Annotated in this window: 19 protein-coding genes; 15 read left to right on the top strand and 4 right to left on the bottom strand. The window is 67.7% G+C overall.

The window, feature by feature from the left end; translation table 11 throughout:
• Nucleotides 1-5 precede the first annotated feature (5 nt).
• Nucleotides 6-539 carry a DUF2141 domain-containing protein gene (locus DK368_RS21890; RefSeq protein WP_162305824.1) on the bottom strand — a complete coding sequence of 178 codons (534 nt, stop codon included), beginning with the start codon at nt 537-539 and terminating at the stop codon, nt 6-8.
• 205 nt (nt 540-744) lie between these two features.
• Between DK368_RS21890 and DK368_RS02375 the strand changes: the two genes are divergently transcribed.
• From DK368_RS02375 to DK368_RS02350, 6 genes are all read left to right on the top strand, one after another.
• Complete coding sequence (locus tag DK368_RS02375) at nt 745-1,203, top strand: HIT family protein (protein ID WP_114391930.1); 459 nt, start codon at nt 745-747, stop codon at nt 1,201-1,203.
• A gap of 34 nt (nt 1,204-1,237) precedes the next feature.
• Nucleotides 1,238-2,494 (top strand): LptF/LptG family permease, encoded by a 1,257-nt coding sequence (locus DK368_RS02370; protein ID WP_162305823.1) that lies wholly within the window; start codon nt 1,238-1,240, stop codon nt 2,492-2,494.
• Entirely contained in the window at nt 2,491-3,567 is a 1,077-nt protein-coding gene (gene lptG / locus DK368_RS02365; protein ID WP_114391928.1) for an LPS export ABC transporter permease LptG, read from the top strand. The genes DK368_RS02370 and lptG overlap by 4 nt, the downstream gene beginning before the upstream one ends.
• Nucleotides 3,568-3,699: 132 nt before the next feature.
• Nucleotides 3,700-4,491: a sterol desaturase family protein gene (locus DK368_RS02360; protein ID WP_114391927.1), complete on the top strand. Its 792-nt coding sequence runs from the start codon at nt 3,700-3,702 to the stop codon at nt 4,489-4,491.
• Nucleotides 4,488-5,660, top strand: coding sequence for a dATP pyrophosphohydrolase (locus DK368_RS02355; protein ID WP_205027999.1), 1,173 nt, complete (start codon nt 4,488-4,490; stop codon nt 5,658-5,660). Before DK368_RS02360 ends, DK368_RS02355 begins: the two co-directional genes overlap by 4 nt.
• Nucleotides 5,661-5,665: 5 nt before the next feature.
• Entirely contained in the window at nt 5,666-6,436 is a 771-nt protein-coding gene (locus DK368_RS02350) for an NTP transferase domain-containing protein (RefSeq protein WP_114391926.1), read from the top strand.
• Nucleotides 6,437-6,512: 76 nt separating this feature from the next.
• Here the strand turns inward: DK368_RS02350 and ald are convergent, their stop codons facing one another.
• Nucleotides 6,513-7,625 (bottom strand): alanine dehydrogenase, encoded by a 1,113-nt coding sequence (ald, locus tag DK368_RS02345; protein ID WP_114391925.1) that lies wholly within the window; start codon nt 7,623-7,625, stop codon nt 6,513-6,515.
• Between the two features lie 149 nt (nt 7,626-7,774).
• On the opposite strand from ald, the gene DK368_RS02340 reads away from it, so the two are divergent.
• On the top strand, nt 7,775-8,245 hold the full coding sequence (locus DK368_RS02340; RefSeq protein ID WP_114391924.1) for an Lrp/AsnC family transcriptional regulator: 471 nt from the start codon (nt 7,775-7,777) through the stop codon (nt 8,243-8,245).
• A 6-nt stretch (nt 8,246-8,251) separates the two neighbouring features.
• Here the strand turns inward: DK368_RS02340 and DK368_RS02335 are convergent, their stop codons facing one another.
• The gene (locus DK368_RS02335; protein ID WP_114391923.1) at nt 8,252-8,497 is read right to left on the bottom strand and encodes a phage tail protein; all 246 of its coding nucleotides are present in this window, start codon (nt 8,495-8,497) and stop codon (nt 8,252-8,254) included.
• A 311-nt stretch (nt 8,498-8,808) separates the two neighbouring features.
• Between DK368_RS02335 and DK368_RS02330 the strand changes: the two genes are divergently transcribed.
• Nucleotides 8,809-9,573 (top strand): phosphocholine cytidylyltransferase family protein, encoded by a 765-nt coding sequence (locus tag DK368_RS02330; RefSeq protein ID WP_114391922.1) that lies wholly within the window; start codon nt 8,809-8,811, stop codon nt 9,571-9,573.
• An 11-nt stretch (nt 9,574-9,584) separates the two neighbouring features.
• On the opposite strand, the gene DK368_RS02325 is transcribed toward DK368_RS02330, so the two are convergent.
• The gene (locus tag DK368_RS02325; RefSeq protein ID WP_114391921.1) at nt 9,585-10,505 is read right to left on the bottom strand and encodes an MBL fold metallo-hydrolase; all 921 of its coding nucleotides are present in this window, start codon (nt 10,503-10,505) and stop codon (nt 9,585-9,587) included.
• A gap of 198 nt (nt 10,506-10,703) precedes the next feature.
• On the opposite strand from DK368_RS02325, the gene DK368_RS02320 reads away from it, so the two are divergent.
• From DK368_RS02320 to DK368_RS02290, 7 genes are all read left to right on the top strand, one after another.
• The gene (locus DK368_RS02320; RefSeq protein ID WP_114391920.1) at nt 10,704-11,240 is read left to right on the top strand and encodes a MarR family winged helix-turn-helix transcriptional regulator; all 537 of its coding nucleotides are present in this window, start codon (nt 10,704-10,706) and stop codon (nt 11,238-11,240) included.
• 345 nt (nt 11,241-11,585) lie between these two features.
• Nucleotides 11,586-12,038, top strand: coding sequence for a protein tyrosine phosphatase family protein (locus DK368_RS02315; RefSeq protein ID WP_114391919.1), 453 nt, complete (start codon nt 11,586-11,588; stop codon nt 12,036-12,038).
• Nucleotides 12,039-12,127: 89 nt separating this feature from the next.
• Nucleotides 12,128-12,535: a hypothetical protein gene (locus DK368_RS02310; RefSeq protein WP_114391918.1), complete on the top strand. Its 408-nt coding sequence runs from the start codon at nt 12,128-12,130 to the stop codon at nt 12,533-12,535.
• Nucleotides 12,536-12,780: 245 nt separating this feature from the next.
• On the top strand, nt 12,781-13,482 hold the full coding sequence (locus DK368_RS22205; protein ID WP_114391917.1) for an energy transducer TonB: 702 nt from the start codon (nt 12,781-12,783) through the stop codon (nt 13,480-13,482).
• Between the two features lie 38 nt (nt 13,483-13,520).
• Entirely contained in the window at nt 13,521-14,453 is a 933-nt protein-coding gene (locus tag DK368_RS02300; protein ID WP_114391916.1) for a MotA/TolQ/ExbB proton channel family protein, read from the top strand.
• A gap of 8 nt (nt 14,454-14,461) precedes the next feature.
• Nucleotides 14,462-14,893, top strand: a complete 432-nt coding sequence (locus DK368_RS02295; RefSeq protein WP_420818884.1) for an ExbD/TolR family protein — start codon at nt 14,462-14,464, stop codon at nt 14,891-14,893.
• Between the two features lie 39 nt (nt 14,894-14,932).
• Nucleotides 14,933-15,367, top strand: coding sequence for an ExbD/TolR family protein (locus tag DK368_RS02290; RefSeq protein WP_114391914.1), 435 nt, complete (start codon nt 14,933-14,935; stop codon nt 15,365-15,367).
• Nucleotides 15,368-15,422 lie beyond the last annotated feature (55 nt).

Below are 15,422 nucleotides of genomic sequence, written 5' to 3'. Positions count from 1 at the left end.
GACGGTCAATAGCGCAGGTGGATGACAAGGTCGGTGCTGCCGGCACCGGCGTTGAAGCGCACATCCTTGAAGCGCGGCAGCCCCAGGGTGGTGTCGGCATCGTTGGAGAAGCCGTAGCCCTCGGCGGGCATGCCCAGCAGGGTGCGGTTGAAATCGTGGTCGCTGTTTTCATCGTGGTAGACGGCGACGGCGTAGGCGCCGGGCGCCGGCAGCGGCAGACAGACGCGGGTTTCCGGTGCCGTGGCCGGGATGCGGACACGGGCGATCTTGCCCTTGCGTGCCAGGAACTGGCTTTCATCGTCGGGATAGAGCGTGATCGCCATCAGCCCCTTGGCCGTTCCGCCCTTGCCGGTGCGCACGCCGGCCACCGTGATCTGCAGCCGGTTGGCCGTGGCCTCCGTGCAGGTTTCGCTGGAAACCTGGGCCTTGGCGCCGTCTGCGCCCGGCAGCAGCAGGGCGGCGGCGAACAGGGGGGCGGCGAGAATGGCGCCGGCCGGCCGGCGGGCGGCAGGCCAGGGCGACGAGGGCAGGGAGAACATGGACAGGAAGCTCCACCGGCACGGCAAAACGGCCGCCGGCAGGCGGCACCCGTTTCCGCACCCTGTTGTTTTGCCCCTACAATAAGCACTAAATCTGTGGCTACTGTGCCGGTCATCACACGCCAAGGCGCGCGATCCGGCGTTTAAGGGTCGCCGGCTGCTGGCGTTTCCCTTTCCGGCACCGATCCGTCCACGGCCCGCGACCATGCACAGACCGTTTGAACCCACGCCGACCATGCTGAAATTCGGCTATCCCCGGACCCTGGTGGCCGATACGCCGTCATGGCTGGTGCTGCTGCGGCCGCAGCAGCCGACCCTGGGCTCGCTGGTCCTGCTGTGCAAGGAACCGGTGACGGCCTTCGGTCAGGTCAGCCCCGCGGCCTTCGCCGCGCTGCAGCCGGTGGTGGCCGGGATCGAGCGTCTGCTCGCCGGCGTCGCCGCCTATCAGAAGATCAACTATCTCATGCTGATGATGGTCGATCCTGATGTGCATTTCCATGTCATCCCCCGCTATGAGGGCAGCCGGTCCTGGCAGGGGCTGGACATGGCCGATGCCGGCTGGCCGGGACCGCCGGCCCTGGGCCAGGCCGTGACCCTGGACGCGGCGGCCCAGTCGGCGCTGACGGCCGAGCTGGCGGCCCGCTGGACGGAGCTGGGCCTGTGATGGAACGGTGCGCGGTGACGGGGGGCGTCTGCCCGTGAGCGATCTGCCGGTGATCCCTGTGACAGAGCGGGCGGCACGGACGGGGATTCCCGGTGGCACCCGTCTGATCGACCGCTACATCCTGCGGGAAACGCTGAAGCCGTTGGCGGTGTCGCTGGCCGTGGTGCTGGTGGCGCTGCTGATGGAGCGCATCCTGCGCCTGTTCAATCTTCTGGCGGTGCATGGCGGCCCGTTCGACATGGTCATCCGCATGGCCGCCAATCTGGTGCCGCACTATCTGGGGCTGGCGCTGCCGGCGGCCTTCTTCATCAGCATGTTCGTGGTGGTGTCGCGGCTGGGCGAGGACAACGAGCTGGACGCCCTGCAATCCACCGGCCTGTCGGTGCCGCGGATCGGGCGGCCCTTCCTCTGGCTGGGCGGGGGGCTGATGCTGTTCAGCATCCTGCTGTTCGGTTTCTTGCAGCCCTACAGCCGCTATGCCTACAGTGCCATCTATCACGGCGTCATCAATGCCGCCTGGGATGCCACGGTCCCGGAATCGGCCTTTGTCGAGGCGGGTGACGGGGTGATGCTGACCGCCGATCTGGTCGACCCGACAGGGCGCGCGCTGGAGCGGGTGTTCATCCATCAGACGCGGCCGGACGGGGAGGAGTGGGTGACCACGGCCGCCACCGGCCGCCTGGGCGCCAATCCGGAACGCACCCACATCCTGATGACGCTGCACAATGGCGTGCAGATCCGCACCACCGCGGCGGGGGAGCCGCATGTGCTGGAATTCGCGACGCTGACCCTGGACCATCCCTTCAACCTGGATGTGCCGCCCTTCCGTGCCCGTGGCGGCAGCGAGCGCGAGCTGACCCTGGTCGAACTGTGGCGGGAGATGCACGACCCGACCTCGCTGCTGTCGCCACGGGTGCTGGCGGCGGAGTTCCATGCCCGCATCGTCCGGGCCCTGACCCTGCCGCTGCTGCCGCTGCTGGCCGTGCCCATGGGCATGGCGGCCAAGCGTGCCCGCCGTGGCCAGGGCGTGGCGATGGCCGCCATCATCCTGGTCGTCTACAACCATGCCATCCAGCTGGGCGAGAGCCTGGCCGATGTGGGACGGGTCCCGGCCCCGGTGGGCATCTGGGTGCCCTTCGCCCTGTTCGGCATCCTGTGCCTGTGGCTGTTCCGCCGGGCGCAGCAGCGGCCGGGCGAAAATCCCTTCGCGTCCACCTTCGAGCGGGTGGATGATCTGTTGCAGCGGCTGGGCCAGCTGTGGCGCCGCCGTCCCCGGGAGTCGAAGGCATGAGCCCGGCCGTCCTGACCCGCTATCTCACCCGCATGTTCGTGGTCCGCTGTCTGGCTGTGCTGCTGGCGCTGTCGGCGCTGCTGCAGCTGCTGGACCTGCTGGATGCGGCCAGCAGCGTGCTGTCGCGCGGCGGCGGCGTGATGGATCTGCTGCGCTATACCGGTCTGCGCCTGCCGCTGGTGGTGGAGCGGCTGGTGCCGCTGTCGGTGCTGATCGGCACCCTGTCCACGCTGTGGAGCCTGGCCTCCACCAACGAGATCGTGGCCATGCGCTCCATCGGCCTGACCCCGTACCAGCTTCTGGGCACGCTGATGCCGGCGGCGCTGGTGGTGGCCCTGCTGCATCTGCTGCTGGCGGATCAGGTCGCCCCGCGGACGGAGCGGGCCTTCCTGGACTGGTGGGCCAGCACCACCGAGCCGGGCGACGAGCCCGAGGCGCCGAAGCCGTTGTGGTTCCGCCTGGACGGCAGTGTCATTTCGGTGCGGTCGGTGGCCGCGGGCGAGCGCCGGCTGGACGGGGTGGAGGTGTTCCACCGCGACGGGCTGGGCCGGGTGACGGAAAAGCTGACCGCCGCCCGGGCGGAGCGGGGCAATGATGGGCGCTGGGTGCTGGAGGACGGAACCCGCACCCCGGTGGCCGTTCCGCTGAAGACGGAGCATTTCGAGCGGCTGGACTGGGAGATCAGCCTGACGCCGGCCAATATCCGCGATCTGCAACTGCCGGCGGAGAACATCTCCGTCCTGCGGCTGCGCAGCATCCTGCGCGGCGGCTGGGCCGGGTTGCAGAGTTCCGCCTATTACACCACCCGCCTGCACGAAACCTATGCCGGACCCCTGTCCACCCTGGTCATGGTGCTGCTGGCTGCCCCGGTGGCGCATGGGCTGCGCCGGCGCGGCGGGGCCGTGGGCAGTCTGGCCCTGGGCATCGTCATCGGGCTGGCCTTCCTGGTCACCAACGGCGCCCTGGCCGCCATGGGGCAGGCCGGGGCCGTGCCGCCGGTGATCGCCGTGTGGGCGCCGACCCTGTTCTTCGCCGCCGTCGGCGGCGCCATCCTGGTGCATGTGGAACAGTAGAAGACCCGGTTGGTGCAACGCGGATGTGACCGGGGTGCGCCTTGATGTCGGGACGGGTCGGTCATAGTTTCCGCGGATCATGAGTGCCCGGATGACGCGTTGCCGGGCTGGACACAAGAGGGATGAACGCTGATGTGGGGCGATGCCTGGAAGGGCCGCAGCTACGATCTGGGCAAGATGACGTTGAAGGACCTGGCGATCGCCTATTGGACCTATCCGGCGATTCAGGTCTATGCCGCGCTGGCGCTGGTCAGCGCCGGCCTCGCCATCGTCTGGGCGCAGAATTGGGGGCTGATCGCGCTGACCGTTCTCGTGGCCTCGCTGGTCTATCCGCTGGCCTGGTACGGCATCCACCGCTGGATCCTGCACGGGCGCTGGCTCTATCGCATGCGCTGGACGGCCGCGCTGTGGAAGCGCATCCATTTCGACCATCACCAGGATCCCCACAAGCTGGAGGTGCTGTTCGGCAGTCTGGCCAACACCCTGCCGACCATCGCGCTGATCACATTGCCCGTGGGCTGGCTGATCGACGGGCGGGCCGGGGCGGCCACGGCGCTGTCCACCGGACTGGCCACCACCTGCGTCTACGAGTTCTTCCACTGCATCCAGCATCTCAACTACAAGCCGCGCTGGGCCTGGGTGGTGCGCATCAAGCAGTTGCACCTCCAGCACCATTTCCATAACGAGGACGGCAATTACGGCATTGTCAGCTATCTGCCGGACATGCTGTTCGGAACCTATTACAGTCAGGCCCGCCAGCGCCCACGCAGCCCGCATGTGTTCAATCTCGGCTATGATCTGGCCGAGGCCGGGCGCTATCCCTGGGTGATGACGCTGACCGGCGCCCCGCCCCGCGACCGGCCGCCGCGGGCGGGCGAGGGGGCGGGCGCAGGGGCGCGGACCGACGCGAAGGCCGCATCATGAGCGCAGTTGAAAAAACGATACCGGTCCCCGACGCCGGCGACATCCGGATCGAGGCCATCGCCTTCACGGACAAGGCGGCCATCAACCGCTTCATCCGCGTTCCCATGCGCATCAATGCCGGGGATCCCGCTTGGATTCCCCCGTTGATCCTGGAGCGGCAGGAGGCGCTGTCGCCGGCCAAGAATCCGCTGTTCGAACATGCCGACGTGCAGCTGTTCCTGGCGGTGCGCGACGGGCGCGACGTCGGCCGCATCAGCGCCCAGATCGACCGGCTGTCGCCCCTGGTGGCCGAGGGCATCGGCCAGTTCGGCATGATCTGCGCCGAGGACGATCCGGCCATCTTCGCTGCCCTGTTCCGGGCGGCGGAGGACTGGCTGCGCGCGCGCGGCATGCGCACGGTCCAGGGGCCGTTCAACCTGTCCATCAATGAGGAGACGGGGCTGCTGGTGGACGGCTTCGACACGCCGCCCGTCATGATGATGCCCCATGACCGGCCCTTCATCCGTCCGCGGGTGGAGGAGCAGGGCTACGCCAAGGTCAAGGATGTCTTCGCCTACTGGTACGACATCCGGCAAGAACTTCCGGCCCATGTCCAGAAGATGCTGGCGCGCAAGCTGCCCGGTCAGGTGGTGCTGCGCCGCGCCGACATGAAGCGCTACGACCAGGAAGTCCGCGCCCTGACCGAGATCTTCAATGATGCCTGGCTCGGCAATTGGGGCTTCACGCCCTTCACCGAAAGCGAGACGGCCTATATCGGCAAGGCGCTGAAGCTGCTGATCGAACCTGATCTGGTCTGGTTCGTGGAGATCGACGGAGAGCCGGCGGCCTTCGGCGTCTGCCTGCCGAACCTCAACGAGGCCATCCGCGACCTGAACGGCAGCCTGTTCCCCTTCGGCTGGGCCAAGATGCTGTGGCGGCTGAAGGTCGGCACCATGCGGACGGCGCGTGTGCCGCTGATGGGGGTCAAGCGCAAGTTCCAGAAGGGTCTGTCCGGCGGCATCCTGCCTTTCCTGGTCATCGACGGCATGCGCCGGGGCGCCGTCGCCCGTGGCATCGAATGGGTCGAACTGTCCTGGATCCTGGAGGACAACATGCCGATGCGCCGGATCAATGAATCCATCGGCAGCACCGCCTACAAGACCTATCGGCTCTTCAGCAAGGCATTGTAACCATCGTGTCCATTCCCTGTCTGGTGCTGGCGGGGTCGCGGGGGCCGGAAGACCCCGTGGCCAAGCTCGGCGGCGTCAGCCACAAGGCCTTCGTGCCGGTGGCGGGTATTCCCATGCTGGTGCGTGTGGTGCGGGCCCTGGTGGCGGTGCCGGAGATCGGCACCATCGCCATTTCCATCGAACGGCCGGAACTGGTGCGGGATCATCCCGAGCTGGGCCTGCTGCTGGCCGGCGGGCGGCTGCGCCTGCTGGCGGCGGAGGGCAGCCCCAGCCGCAGCGTCGCCGCGGCGCTGGAGGCGCTGGGCACGCCGCTGTTCGTCACCACCGCCGACCATGCGCTGCTGCAGCCGGACTGGGTGCAGTATTTCCTCAATCATCTGCCGGCCGATGCCGACGTCTGTGCCGGTCTGGCCCGGTCGGAGGTGGTGCAGGCGGCGGTGCCGGACACCCAGCGCACCTATCTGCGCTTCGCCGACGGCCATTTCTCCGGCTGCAATCTGTTCGCCTTCCGCACACCGGCCGCCCGGGGCGCCGTGGAGATCTGGCGGCAGGTGGAGGCCCAGCGCAAGCACCCCTTGCGCATGATCCGGCTGCTGGGGCCGCTGGCGGTGCTGCGCTTCCTGCTGGGACGGCTGACGCTGGCCGCGGCGCTGCGGCGGCTGGGCCGGCTGACCGGTGCCCGCGCCGCCGTGGTGGAGATGCCCCAGGGGCTGGCCGCGGTCGATGTGGACAAGGCGGCCGACCTGGAACTGGCGGAACGCCTGCTGTCGCGGTAGCGCCGGACCGCTCCACATGCGAAAGGCCCGCCCCGACCGGGACGGGCCTTTGCGAGTCCGGGCTGGCCGGGCCGGATCAGAGACCCAGCACCGACTCCGGCGTCACCACCGGGCCCAGATGGGCGATGCCGGGGTGGGTCAGCTGGCCGCGGAAGACGTTGAGACCGTTGCGCAGATGCACATCCTCGGCCAGCGCCTGCTGCCAGCCCTTGTCGGCCAGCGCCAGGGTGAAGGGGGCCGTGGCGTTGTTAAGGGCGAAGGTGCTGGTGCGGGCCACCGCACCGGGCATGTTGGCCACGCAGTAATGGATGACGCCGTCCACCACATAGGTGGGGTTGTCATGGGTGGTGGCATGGGAGGTCTCGAAGCAGCCGCCCTGGTCGATGGCCACATCCACCAGCACCGAGCCCTTCTTCATGCGGGCCACCAGCTCGCGGCTGACCACCTTCGGCGCCTCGGCACCCGGCACCAGCACGGCGCCGATCACCAGATCGGCCTCCAGCACGGCCTGCTCGATGGTGTCCACATTGGCGTAGACGGTGTTCAGGCGGCGGCCGAACTGCAGATCCAGGGCGCGCAGCCGGTCCAGGCTCTTGTCCAGCACGGTGACATAGGCTTCCAGGCCGATGGCCATGCGGGCGGCATTGGTGCCGACGACGCCGCCGCCGATGATGGCGACCTTGGCCGGCGGGGTGCCGGGCACGCCGCCCAGCAGGATGCCGATGCCGCCATAGGACTTCTCCAGGCAGTGGGCGCCGGCCTGGATCGACATGCGGCCGGCCACTTCCGACATCGGCGCCAGCAGCGGCAGGCCGCCATTGCGGTCGGTCACCGTCTCATAGGCGATGCAGATGGCGCCGGAGGCCTGCAGCAGCTTGGTCTGCTCGGGATCGGGGGCCAGATGCAGATAGGTGAACAGGATCTGGCCGGGGCGCAGCATGCGGCATTCCTCCGGCTGCGGCTCCTTGACCTTCACGATCATCTCCGCCTTGGCGAAGATCTCGGCGGCGGAGTCCACCAGCGTGGCGCCGGCGGCGGCATATTCGGCGTCGGTCAGGCCGATGGCCGTGCCGGCGCTGGCCTGGACCAGCACCTGGTGCCCGTGGGCGGTCAGCTGGCGCACATTGCCCGGGGTCAGGCCGACACGGTACTCGTGATTCTTGATTTCCTTCGGCACGCCGACAAGCATTGGTTTCTCCCTGTCCGGATGGTACCGCAACAGTAAGGCTGGCGGGCTGCGAATGTCCTTGCAAACAGGGGTTGGTCTGTGCCCCTCTTTCGAAGCTTCGTGCGTGAAAACGCCGGACCGTCGAAGTTTCTTCGCTACCTGTTGCTGCGATGCGCAAAATCGACCTGGACTCGCTCGACCACCGCATCCTGGAGATCATCCAGGCCGATGGCCGCATCTCCAATGCCGACCTGGCCGATGCCGTCGGCCTGTCCCCCAGCGCCTGCCACCGCCGCCTGCGGCGGCTGGAGGAAGAAGGGGTGGTGGAAGGCTATGTTGCGCTGCTCAATCCGCTGGCGCTGGGCCGCGGGACCAGCGTCTTCGTGCAGATCACGCTGGACCGGCAGCAGGAGCAGGATCTGCGCGCCTTCGAGGCGCGGGTGATGGAATGCCCGGAGGTGATGGAATGCTACCTCATGGCCGGCGACAGCGATTACATGCTTCGCGTCGTCGTGGCCGATGGCGGCGATTACGAGCGTCTGCACACCCAGACCCTGACCCGGTTGCCCGGTGTGGCCCGGGTGCGCAGCAGCTTCACCCTGCGCACGGTGGCCAAGCGCACCACCATGCCGACACGGTGAGGACGATCAGGGCCGCGGCGGGAAGATGCCGCTGACGGCGATCACCGGCAGCAGACCGGTGGGCGTGGTGGCCGCCGCGGTCAGCTTCGGCAGGCCGAAGGTGGTGCGGCCATCGCCGCCGAACCGGTTGCCCAGCAGGGCGTACAGCGCCTGGTTGCTTGCAATCGGCAGGACCTGCCCGTCGCAGACGGCCCAGCCGGACGGGGCGTAGGGGAAGGCGACGTAGAGGACTTGGCCCAGATACGGGTCCATGAGTGGGTACTCCCGAAAGTGGTTGCGCCGCCAGAGTGGCTCAACATGCAATTGTCTGCAACTGTCGATTGCTCTGCGATGTACGCCTGTCGCTCTGCGCCTTCTCTCCGCCCCTGTCCGGCAAGGGAGGCGGGGGCGTGCGGCGGCCTGCGTCGGGTGACAGCCGTTGCGGCGGGCGCAACGGACCGTCGCATGCGACCGGCTTGCGGAGTTGCCGCCCGATCCCCATTGTGTGGCCATCTTCCCGATGGGAGAGCGTCGTCCGTATCGCCTGACGGCCCAAGGGGGCTGTCTTCTGGAGCACTCCGCCTGTGAAAGCCATCATCCTCAGCGCCGGTCAGGGCAAACGCCTGCTTCCGCTCACGGCCGAGCGCCCGAAATGCCTGATCGACCTGTCCGGAGCCTCGCTGCTGGAATGGCAGATCCGCGGGCTTGCCGCCTGCGGCGTTGCCGAGGCGGTGGTGGTCACGGGATTCCGGGCCGACACGGTGGAGGCGGCCCTGGCCGCCATGGCTGTTCCCGGTATCCGCACGCGGACGCTGTACAATCCCTTCTTTGCCCTGGCCGACAACACGGCCAGCTGCTGGGTGGCCCGGCATGAGATGCAGGGCGAGTTCCTGATTCTCAACGGCGATACCCTGTTCGAGCCGGCCATCGCCGAGCGTCTGCTGACCCGGGCCACGGCCCCGATCACGGTGACCATCGACCGCAAGGACGGTTATGACGCCGACGACATGAAGGTGCAGACCGACTCCGAAGGCCGCCTGCGCAGCATCGGCAAGACCCTGCCGCTGGACATCGTCACCGGCGAGTCCATCGGTTTCCTGCGTTTCTCCGCCGAAGGCGGCCGCCGCTTCTGTGCCGAGGTGGAGCGCACCCTGCGCACGCCGGAGGGGTTGCGGCGCTGGTATCTGTCGGTCATCGACACCATCGCCAAGGAGGAGGCCGGTGCCTCCGGCGCCGGCTATGTCGGCACGGTCTCCATCGAGGGGCTGGACTGGGGGGAGATGGATTTCCCCGCCGATGTGGAGAGCAACCGCCGGCTGACCGCGGCCTGGGCGGCGCGGCGCGGCTGAGGCGCCCCGGCTCAGGCGCCGGCACGGACCTCGATCCGGTCGAAATCGCGGGCGATTCGCACCGGGGGGAACAGGCTGCGCGCCTCGGCCAGAACCGCATCCGGATCATACCGGTCGGACTGGTGCGTCAGCACCAGCTGGCGTACGCCGGCCTCTCGGGCCAGGGTGGTGGCGTCAGCGATGGTCAGGTGCCCGCGCTGGCGGGCCAGATCGGCATCGGCGCTGCGATAGGTGGCTTCGATCACCAGCAGATCGACGCCGCGCACCACCTCGGTCAGGGATGAGACCGATTCGCAATCGCCGATGACGGCCAGCCGGGCGCCGGGTTCCGGCGGACCCAGCACGCTGTCACGGTCCAGCCTGCGTCCGTCCGGCAGACGGATGCTGTCCCCCCGCGCCAGTTTCTGCCGCTGCCCGCCTTCAGTGATTCCCAACGCCTCCATCCGCTCCGGATCCAGCGGACGGTGCGGCTCCTCCTCGAACAGGAAGCCGAAACTGTCGGTGTCATGGTGGCGGACGGGGAAGGCCGACAGGCGCAACCCGTCCTGCTGCTGGATACAGCCCGGGGCCAGGGGGACGTAATCCACGGCGAGTCCGGGATGCCCGTGCGGCCAGACCACCTGGTCCAGGAGAATTCGGGCGGTCTTCAGCGCATCGGCGCCGCCATGCAGGCAGAGCCGGTGGCCCTGGCCCCAGAGATCCAGGGTCCCGGCGAGACTGGCCAGTCCCAGGATGTGATCCAGATGCCCGTGGGTGAACAGGATGCGGTCCAAACGCCGCAGCCCCAGATGCGCTGCGCGGATTTGGCGCAAGGTGCCCTCGCCGCAATCCACCAGGAAACGGCGGGCCTCCTGCTCGACCAGCAGGGCCGAAACGCCCCGCTCCGCCGAAGGGACCGTGGCCCCCGTGCCAAGAAAAGTCAGGTGGAACATAGGGTTTCCGCTGCCTCCCTCGCCGCCGATTGCTTCTTACGGGCAACACTGACGCCCGCCAGTCAGTTCGGTGGGGTGCGATAGTTTGATGCGGGAACTGTATTGATCCTCGTCAATGCTCGGCCGCCAAAACCAGAACAGGGTAGCGCAACCATCCGCCTTCCTGCGCAACCATCCCGCCGACCGAGGTTTTTGATTATGCCAGACACCGCTTTCCGTTTCCGTCCCGAAGATGCCATCGCCCTGTGCTTGGTCGATCTCGCCAATGCCATCTCCCGCCACAGCGAAGCCATGCTGGAGCAGGCTGGCCTGACCGCGCCGCAATGGACCGTGCTGCTGAATGTGGCCGGCGACGCCAACTTCCAGGACGGCACCCGCATGGGGGGGAGCATCTTCTCCTCCGAGATCGCGGCCGCCCGCGGCCTGTCGCGCCCGCATATCAGCGCCACCGTGACGGAGCTGATCCGCAAGGGCCTGATCCGTCAGGACGATGATCCCCAGGACCGCCGCCGCAAGCTGCTGTCGGTCAGCCCCCAGGGCCTGGCGCTGCTGCGCCGGCTGCAGCCGCAGCGCCAGTCGCTGAACGACGTCATCCTGGCCGATCTCACCGCCGAGGAGCGCGAGCAGTTCCTGGACGTGCTGCTGAAGCTGCGCATCCGTGCCCGCGCCAACGAGCAGGCCATGCCGCAGCAGGCGCCGGTGCGCGAACGCGAAGGTCTGCGCATCGCCGGCTGAGCCGGCCCGGTCGCACCGGCCCGGATGTGCTCCGGAATGCGGCCCGTGTTGTGACGACGACGAAAAAACACGACGAAAAAACACAGAGAATCTTCCGGCGGCATCGGAAATCCCCGGACAGATTCCCAAAGGACCGGCTACAGGCGCCGCCTGATGGCGTGACCGGGAGGACCAGGATGGGCTGACGTGCGATCGGTTGTGACGGGGATGTCGCAACCGGTCGCCCGGCGCAGCCGGAGTGCGGTACGGCTCTGTGCTGCAATTCTCATGTTGCAATGGCTTCAATGCGCCGCGGAAAGTCCGTAAGGTCCATGCTCCTCCCACGCAGCAGCAGGGGTGAGTTCCATGGTTCTGGACATCCGCTGGATCACGGATCGCGTTGCCGTGGCACCGCAGATCGATGCGGCCGATATCGATGAGATTGCCGGTCGCGGTTTCACCCGTCTGATCAACAACCGTCCCGATGGGGAAGAACCCGGCCAGCTGCCCGCAGCCGATGCGGCCGAGGCCGCCCGCGCCGCCGGTCTGGACTATCGATTCCTGCCTGTCACCACGGCCGGGATGGATGAGGCGGCGGTTGATGCCTTCGACCAGCTCCTGTCGGGGAATCAGGGGCCGATCCTGGCCCATTGCCGGAGCGGCACACGCTCGTGTGTGCTCTGGGCGCTGGCCGAGGCCAAGTCCGGTCGCGGCGGTGTGGATGCGATATTACAATCCGCGGGTGCTGCGGGTTATGATCTGTCGGCTTATGTGCGGCGCTTGAGCGCTTATGCGGAAACTGCGCGTCAGCGGCCCTGAGACCTGCCTTAAAGGCATTGTCTTGGGCGAGGGCTTGTGCGAGTGTCGCCCCAGTGCCGGTCAACGGCCTGATTGGAGGCGACTGCGAGATGCACCAGCGTTGGGGCGGAAAGCTCCTCGCACTTCTGTTCTGTTCGATGCTGACCCTGGGAATGATCGTTCCCCGGAGCCATCTTGCATCGGTGCTGGAACAGGCTCTCGTCCCCTCCATGCTCGCCGGACAATCCGGTGAGGTTCCTCCGGCCGCGCGGATTGCAGCCCGCGCTGCCGACCTGTCCAGTGGGCGGGCTTCAGGCCCCGCCAAGTCGGACCAGGATGCCGCCGGCGACACGCCGAATGCGATCACCACCCTGGTCATTGTCGCCATCGCCTTGGTTTTTGCGCTGCCGCTGCGGGGCAGCCAGGTCGCCCGTGCGCTCCGGATCGGATTGACCCCGGAAGAGGCGTATCGGGAGGCGGGGCGGTGCCCAACGGGCCCGCCGCTGATGGCGGCCTGACGTCCGGGGGTGTCCGCCCGCGTGCGGGCCGATGCTCCCACTCTCCCTGAAACCGGCCATTGCTTCGCCCCGCAGGGCGGGACTGGCCTCGGCATCCGACATCCGACACCCGACTTTTCCGCCCGTCCCTGCGGGCCGGGGATGCGGGTCCAGTTTTCCAGCCAACCCTGTCGGGCCACGAAGAAGCCTGAACGGGCCGGGCGGGACTGGCGGATGCCTCATCTCGTGGACCGAGCAACCGACCGATGTCTTATCTGTCCCATCAAACGCCTTATCGGCGGCCGAAGCCGCCCATGACCGGGCGCTTGGTCGGCATCGGGTTTGTCATCCTCCTGCATGTCGGGCTGATTTACGCTCTGCTGACCGGCCTTGCCCGCGATATCGTGAAGGAAGTCACGAAGAACATCGTGGTCGAGACGGTCGAAGACACCCCGCAGCAGCCGGATGATCTTCCCCCGCCGCCGCCGCCGCCGCCAGATCTGAACACGCCGCCGCCGCCGCCCGCGCTGCCGCCGCCGCAGATCAAGATCCAGAACCCGCCGCCGCAGCAGAACCCGCCCACGCAGGTGACGACGACGGCGCCGATCCAGAGGTCCGAGACCTTCGCGCCGCCGGCGCCGCCGGGTCCGCCCGCGCCGCCCGCCCGTTCGGGTGGTGGTGTCGATCGCAACTCGATCCTGAAGAACCGGCCCGAATATCCGACCCAGTCGATCCGGCTGGAGGAGGAGGGAACGGTCGTCCTCGTCGCCTTCTGCAATGAGGATGGCAGGATCAGCGATGCCCGTGTGGAGAAATCCTCCGGACATGAACGCCTCGACAACTCCGCAGTGAGCATGGCGAAGCGGGGGCGGTGGAAATGCACGCCGGACAAAGAGGGGGGGACGCCCGCTCCTGGTTGGCTGAGTGTCCGCATTCCGATTCCCTTCCGTCTCGAAGACGCCCGCTAAGCCACGGGGACGGCTACCGTCCGCGACCAAACGAAGGTATGGAACAGACTAAGATGAAGAGCTTCTTCTCCGCCGCCGGCCGTCTGGCCGCCGTCGCCGCGATCGTCGCCCTCTCCGCGGCGCCCGCTATTGCCCAGCAGGCCACCGATCCGGCCGCCCAGCCGACCGCTCCGGCTGCCGCCCCGGCCACCACCGATCCGGCCGCCACCGCTCCGGCTGCCGCCCCGGCCGAGACGCCCGCTCCGGCCGAGACCGGCGTCGGTGAGGCTGCGGCCACCACTGAAGTGGTCGAGAACCCCTACGGCCTGAACGCCATCATCGAGCACGGCGACTTCGTGTCGAAGGGCACCCTGATCGCCATGGCCATCATGTCGGCCGGCACCTGGTACATCCTGGTCACCAAGCTGATCGAGCAGAGCATGCTGATGGGCCAGGCCAAGGCCGCCGAGCGCAACTTCTGGAATGCCGGCAGCCTGGAAGACGGCGCGGCCAAGCTGAAGGAGAACAACACCTTCCGCATGATCGCCGAGGACGGCCTGCGCGCCATCCAGCACCATGACGGCTCGATGACCGATGCCATCGACCTGAACAGCTGGGTGTCGCTGTCGCTGCAGCGCTCGGTCGATGCCGTCAATTCTCGCCTGCAGGGCGGCCTGGCCTTCCTGGCCACCGTGGGTTCGACCGCTCCCTTCATCGGTCTGTTCGGTACCGTGTGGGGCATCTATCACGCCCTGGTGTCCATCGGCATCTCCGGTCAGGCCTCGATCGACAAGGTCGCCGGCCCGGTCGGTGAAGCGCTGATCATGACCGCCATCGGTCTGCTGGTCGCCGTGCCGGCGGTGCTGGCCTACAACTGGCTGACCCGCCGCAACAAGGGCGCCATGGACAAGGTCCGCAACTTCGCCGCTGACCTGCATGGCCTGCTGATCGCCGGTCACAAGAACAGCGCCAACGTGGCGCGGAGCGCCTGAGCATGGGAATGAGCGTCGGCCCCGCTGAGGGCGAAGACGAGGTCGTGTCGGAAATCAACACGACACCCCTCGTCGACGTGATGCTCGTTCTCCTCATCATCTTCCTGATCACGATCCCGGTTGCGATTCATACGGTGCCCGTTCAGCTCCCCCTGGAGCGCAACGTGCCGACGGTGACGAAGCCGGAGAACATCACGATCGCGGTCGACCGGGACGGCAACCTGTACTGGAACGCGGCGCAGGTGGCCGACTACAACGCCCTGTTCGAGAAGATGAAGGAGATCGCGGTGCTGGAGCCGCAGCCCGAGATCCACATCCGTGGTGACCGGAATGCCAAGTACGAGGCCATCGGCCGCGTGGTGTTCAAGGCGCAGCAGGCCAGCATCTTCAAGATCGGCTTCATTACAGAGCCGCCCATGGGGGTCGCCGCCCCGCAGTAAGGGCGGCACCCTTCGGGGTCTTGAGAGGAGATCAAACCCATGGGTATGAGTGTTGGTGGTGGTGGTCACGAGGAAGGCGAAGTTCCGCCGGTGATGAACACCACACCGCTGATCGACGTGCTGCTGGTGCTGCTGGTGATGCTGATCATCACCATCCCCATCCAGACGCACGCCGTGAAGCTGGACATGCCCGTCAGCAACCAGCCGCCGCCGCCGACCGATGTCGAGCCGCAGGTGATCAAGCTGGATGTCGACTTCGACGGCACCGTGTACTGGAACGGCGAGACCATCGCCGGCCGCCAGGACATGGAGCAGCGGATGCGGGAGGCAGCGGCCCAGGCGGAGACGCCGGAGGTGCATCTGCGTCCGAACAAGCTGGTCGAGTACAAGCATGTGGCGGCGGTGCTGGCGACGGCGCAGCGCCTCGGCCTGAACAAGATCGCCATGATCGGCAACGAGCAGTTCGCCGACTGATGGTACGACGGATGGGGCGCCGTCCCCGGGCGGCGCCCTCTCCATCCTTTCGCCC

Source organism: Oleisolibacter albus, assembly GCF_003336875.1.
In the GTDB taxonomy this organism is placed as follows: domain Bacteria; phylum Pseudomonadota; class Alphaproteobacteria; order Azospirillales; family Azospirillaceae; genus Niveispirillum; species Niveispirillum album.
Note: the sequence above shows the minus strand (reverse complement) of the source record. Positions and strands in the feature narration are given on the sequence as shown.

What these genes read in the sequence shown, in the direction of transcription:
- DK368_RS21890 (WP_162305824.1), bottom strand. Translation starts at nt 539, where the DNA reads ATGTTCTCCCTGCCCTCGTCGCCCTGGCCTGCCGCCCGCCGGCCGGCC.
- DK368_RS02375 (WP_114391930.1), top strand. Translation starts at nt 745, where the DNA reads ATGCACAGACCGTTTGAACCCACGCCGACCATGCTGAAATTCGGCTAT.
- lptG (WP_114391928.1), top strand. Translation starts at nt 2,491, where the DNA reads ATGAGCCCGGCCGTCCTGACCCGCTATCTCACCCGCATGTTCGTGGTC.
- DK368_RS02360 (WP_114391927.1), top strand. Translation starts at nt 3,700, where the DNA reads ATGTGGGGCGATGCCTGGAAGGGCCGCAGCTACGATCTGGGCAAGATG.
- DK368_RS02355 (WP_205027999.1), top strand. Translation starts at nt 4,488, where the DNA reads ATGAGCGCAGTTGAAAAAACGATACCGGTCCCCGACGCCGGCGACATC.
- ald (WP_114391925.1), bottom strand. Translation starts at nt 7,625, where the DNA reads ATGCTTGTCGGCGTGCCGAAGGAAATCAAGAATCACGAGTACCGTGTC.
- DK368_RS02340 (WP_114391924.1), top strand. Translation starts at nt 7,775, where the DNA reads ATGCGCAAAATCGACCTGGACTCGCTCGACCACCGCATCCTGGAGATC.
- DK368_RS02335 (WP_114391923.1), bottom strand. Translation starts at nt 8,497, where the DNA reads ATGGACCCGTATCTGGGCCAAGTCCTCTACGTCGCCTTCCCCTACGCC.
- DK368_RS02325 (WP_114391921.1), bottom strand. Translation starts at nt 10,505, where the DNA reads ATGTTCCACCTGACTTTTCTTGGCACGGGGGCCACGGTCCCTTCGGCG.
- DK368_RS02320 (WP_114391920.1), top strand. Translation starts at nt 10,704, where the DNA reads ATGCCAGACACCGCTTTCCGTTTCCGTCCCGAAGATGCCATCGCCCTG.
- DK368_RS02315 (WP_114391919.1), top strand. Translation starts at nt 11,586, where the DNA reads ATGGTTCTGGACATCCGCTGGATCACGGATCGCGTTGCCGTGGCACCG.
- DK368_RS02310 (WP_114391918.1), top strand. Translation starts at nt 12,128, where the DNA reads ATGCACCAGCGTTGGGGCGGAAAGCTCCTCGCACTTCTGTTCTGTTCG.
- DK368_RS22205 (WP_114391917.1), top strand. Translation starts at nt 12,781, where the DNA reads ATGTCTTATCTGTCCCATCAAACGCCTTATCGGCGGCCGAAGCCGCCC.
- DK368_RS02300 (WP_114391916.1), top strand. Translation starts at nt 13,521, where the DNA reads ATGGAACAGACTAAGATGAAGAGCTTCTTCTCCGCCGCCGGCCGTCTG.
- DK368_RS02295 (WP_420818884.1), top strand. Translation starts at nt 14,462, where the DNA reads ATGAGCGTCGGCCCCGCTGAGGGCGAAGACGAGGTCGTGTCGGAAATC.
- DK368_RS02290 (WP_114391914.1), top strand. Translation starts at nt 14,933, where the DNA reads ATGGGTATGAGTGTTGGTGGTGGTGGTCACGAGGAAGGCGAAGTTCCG.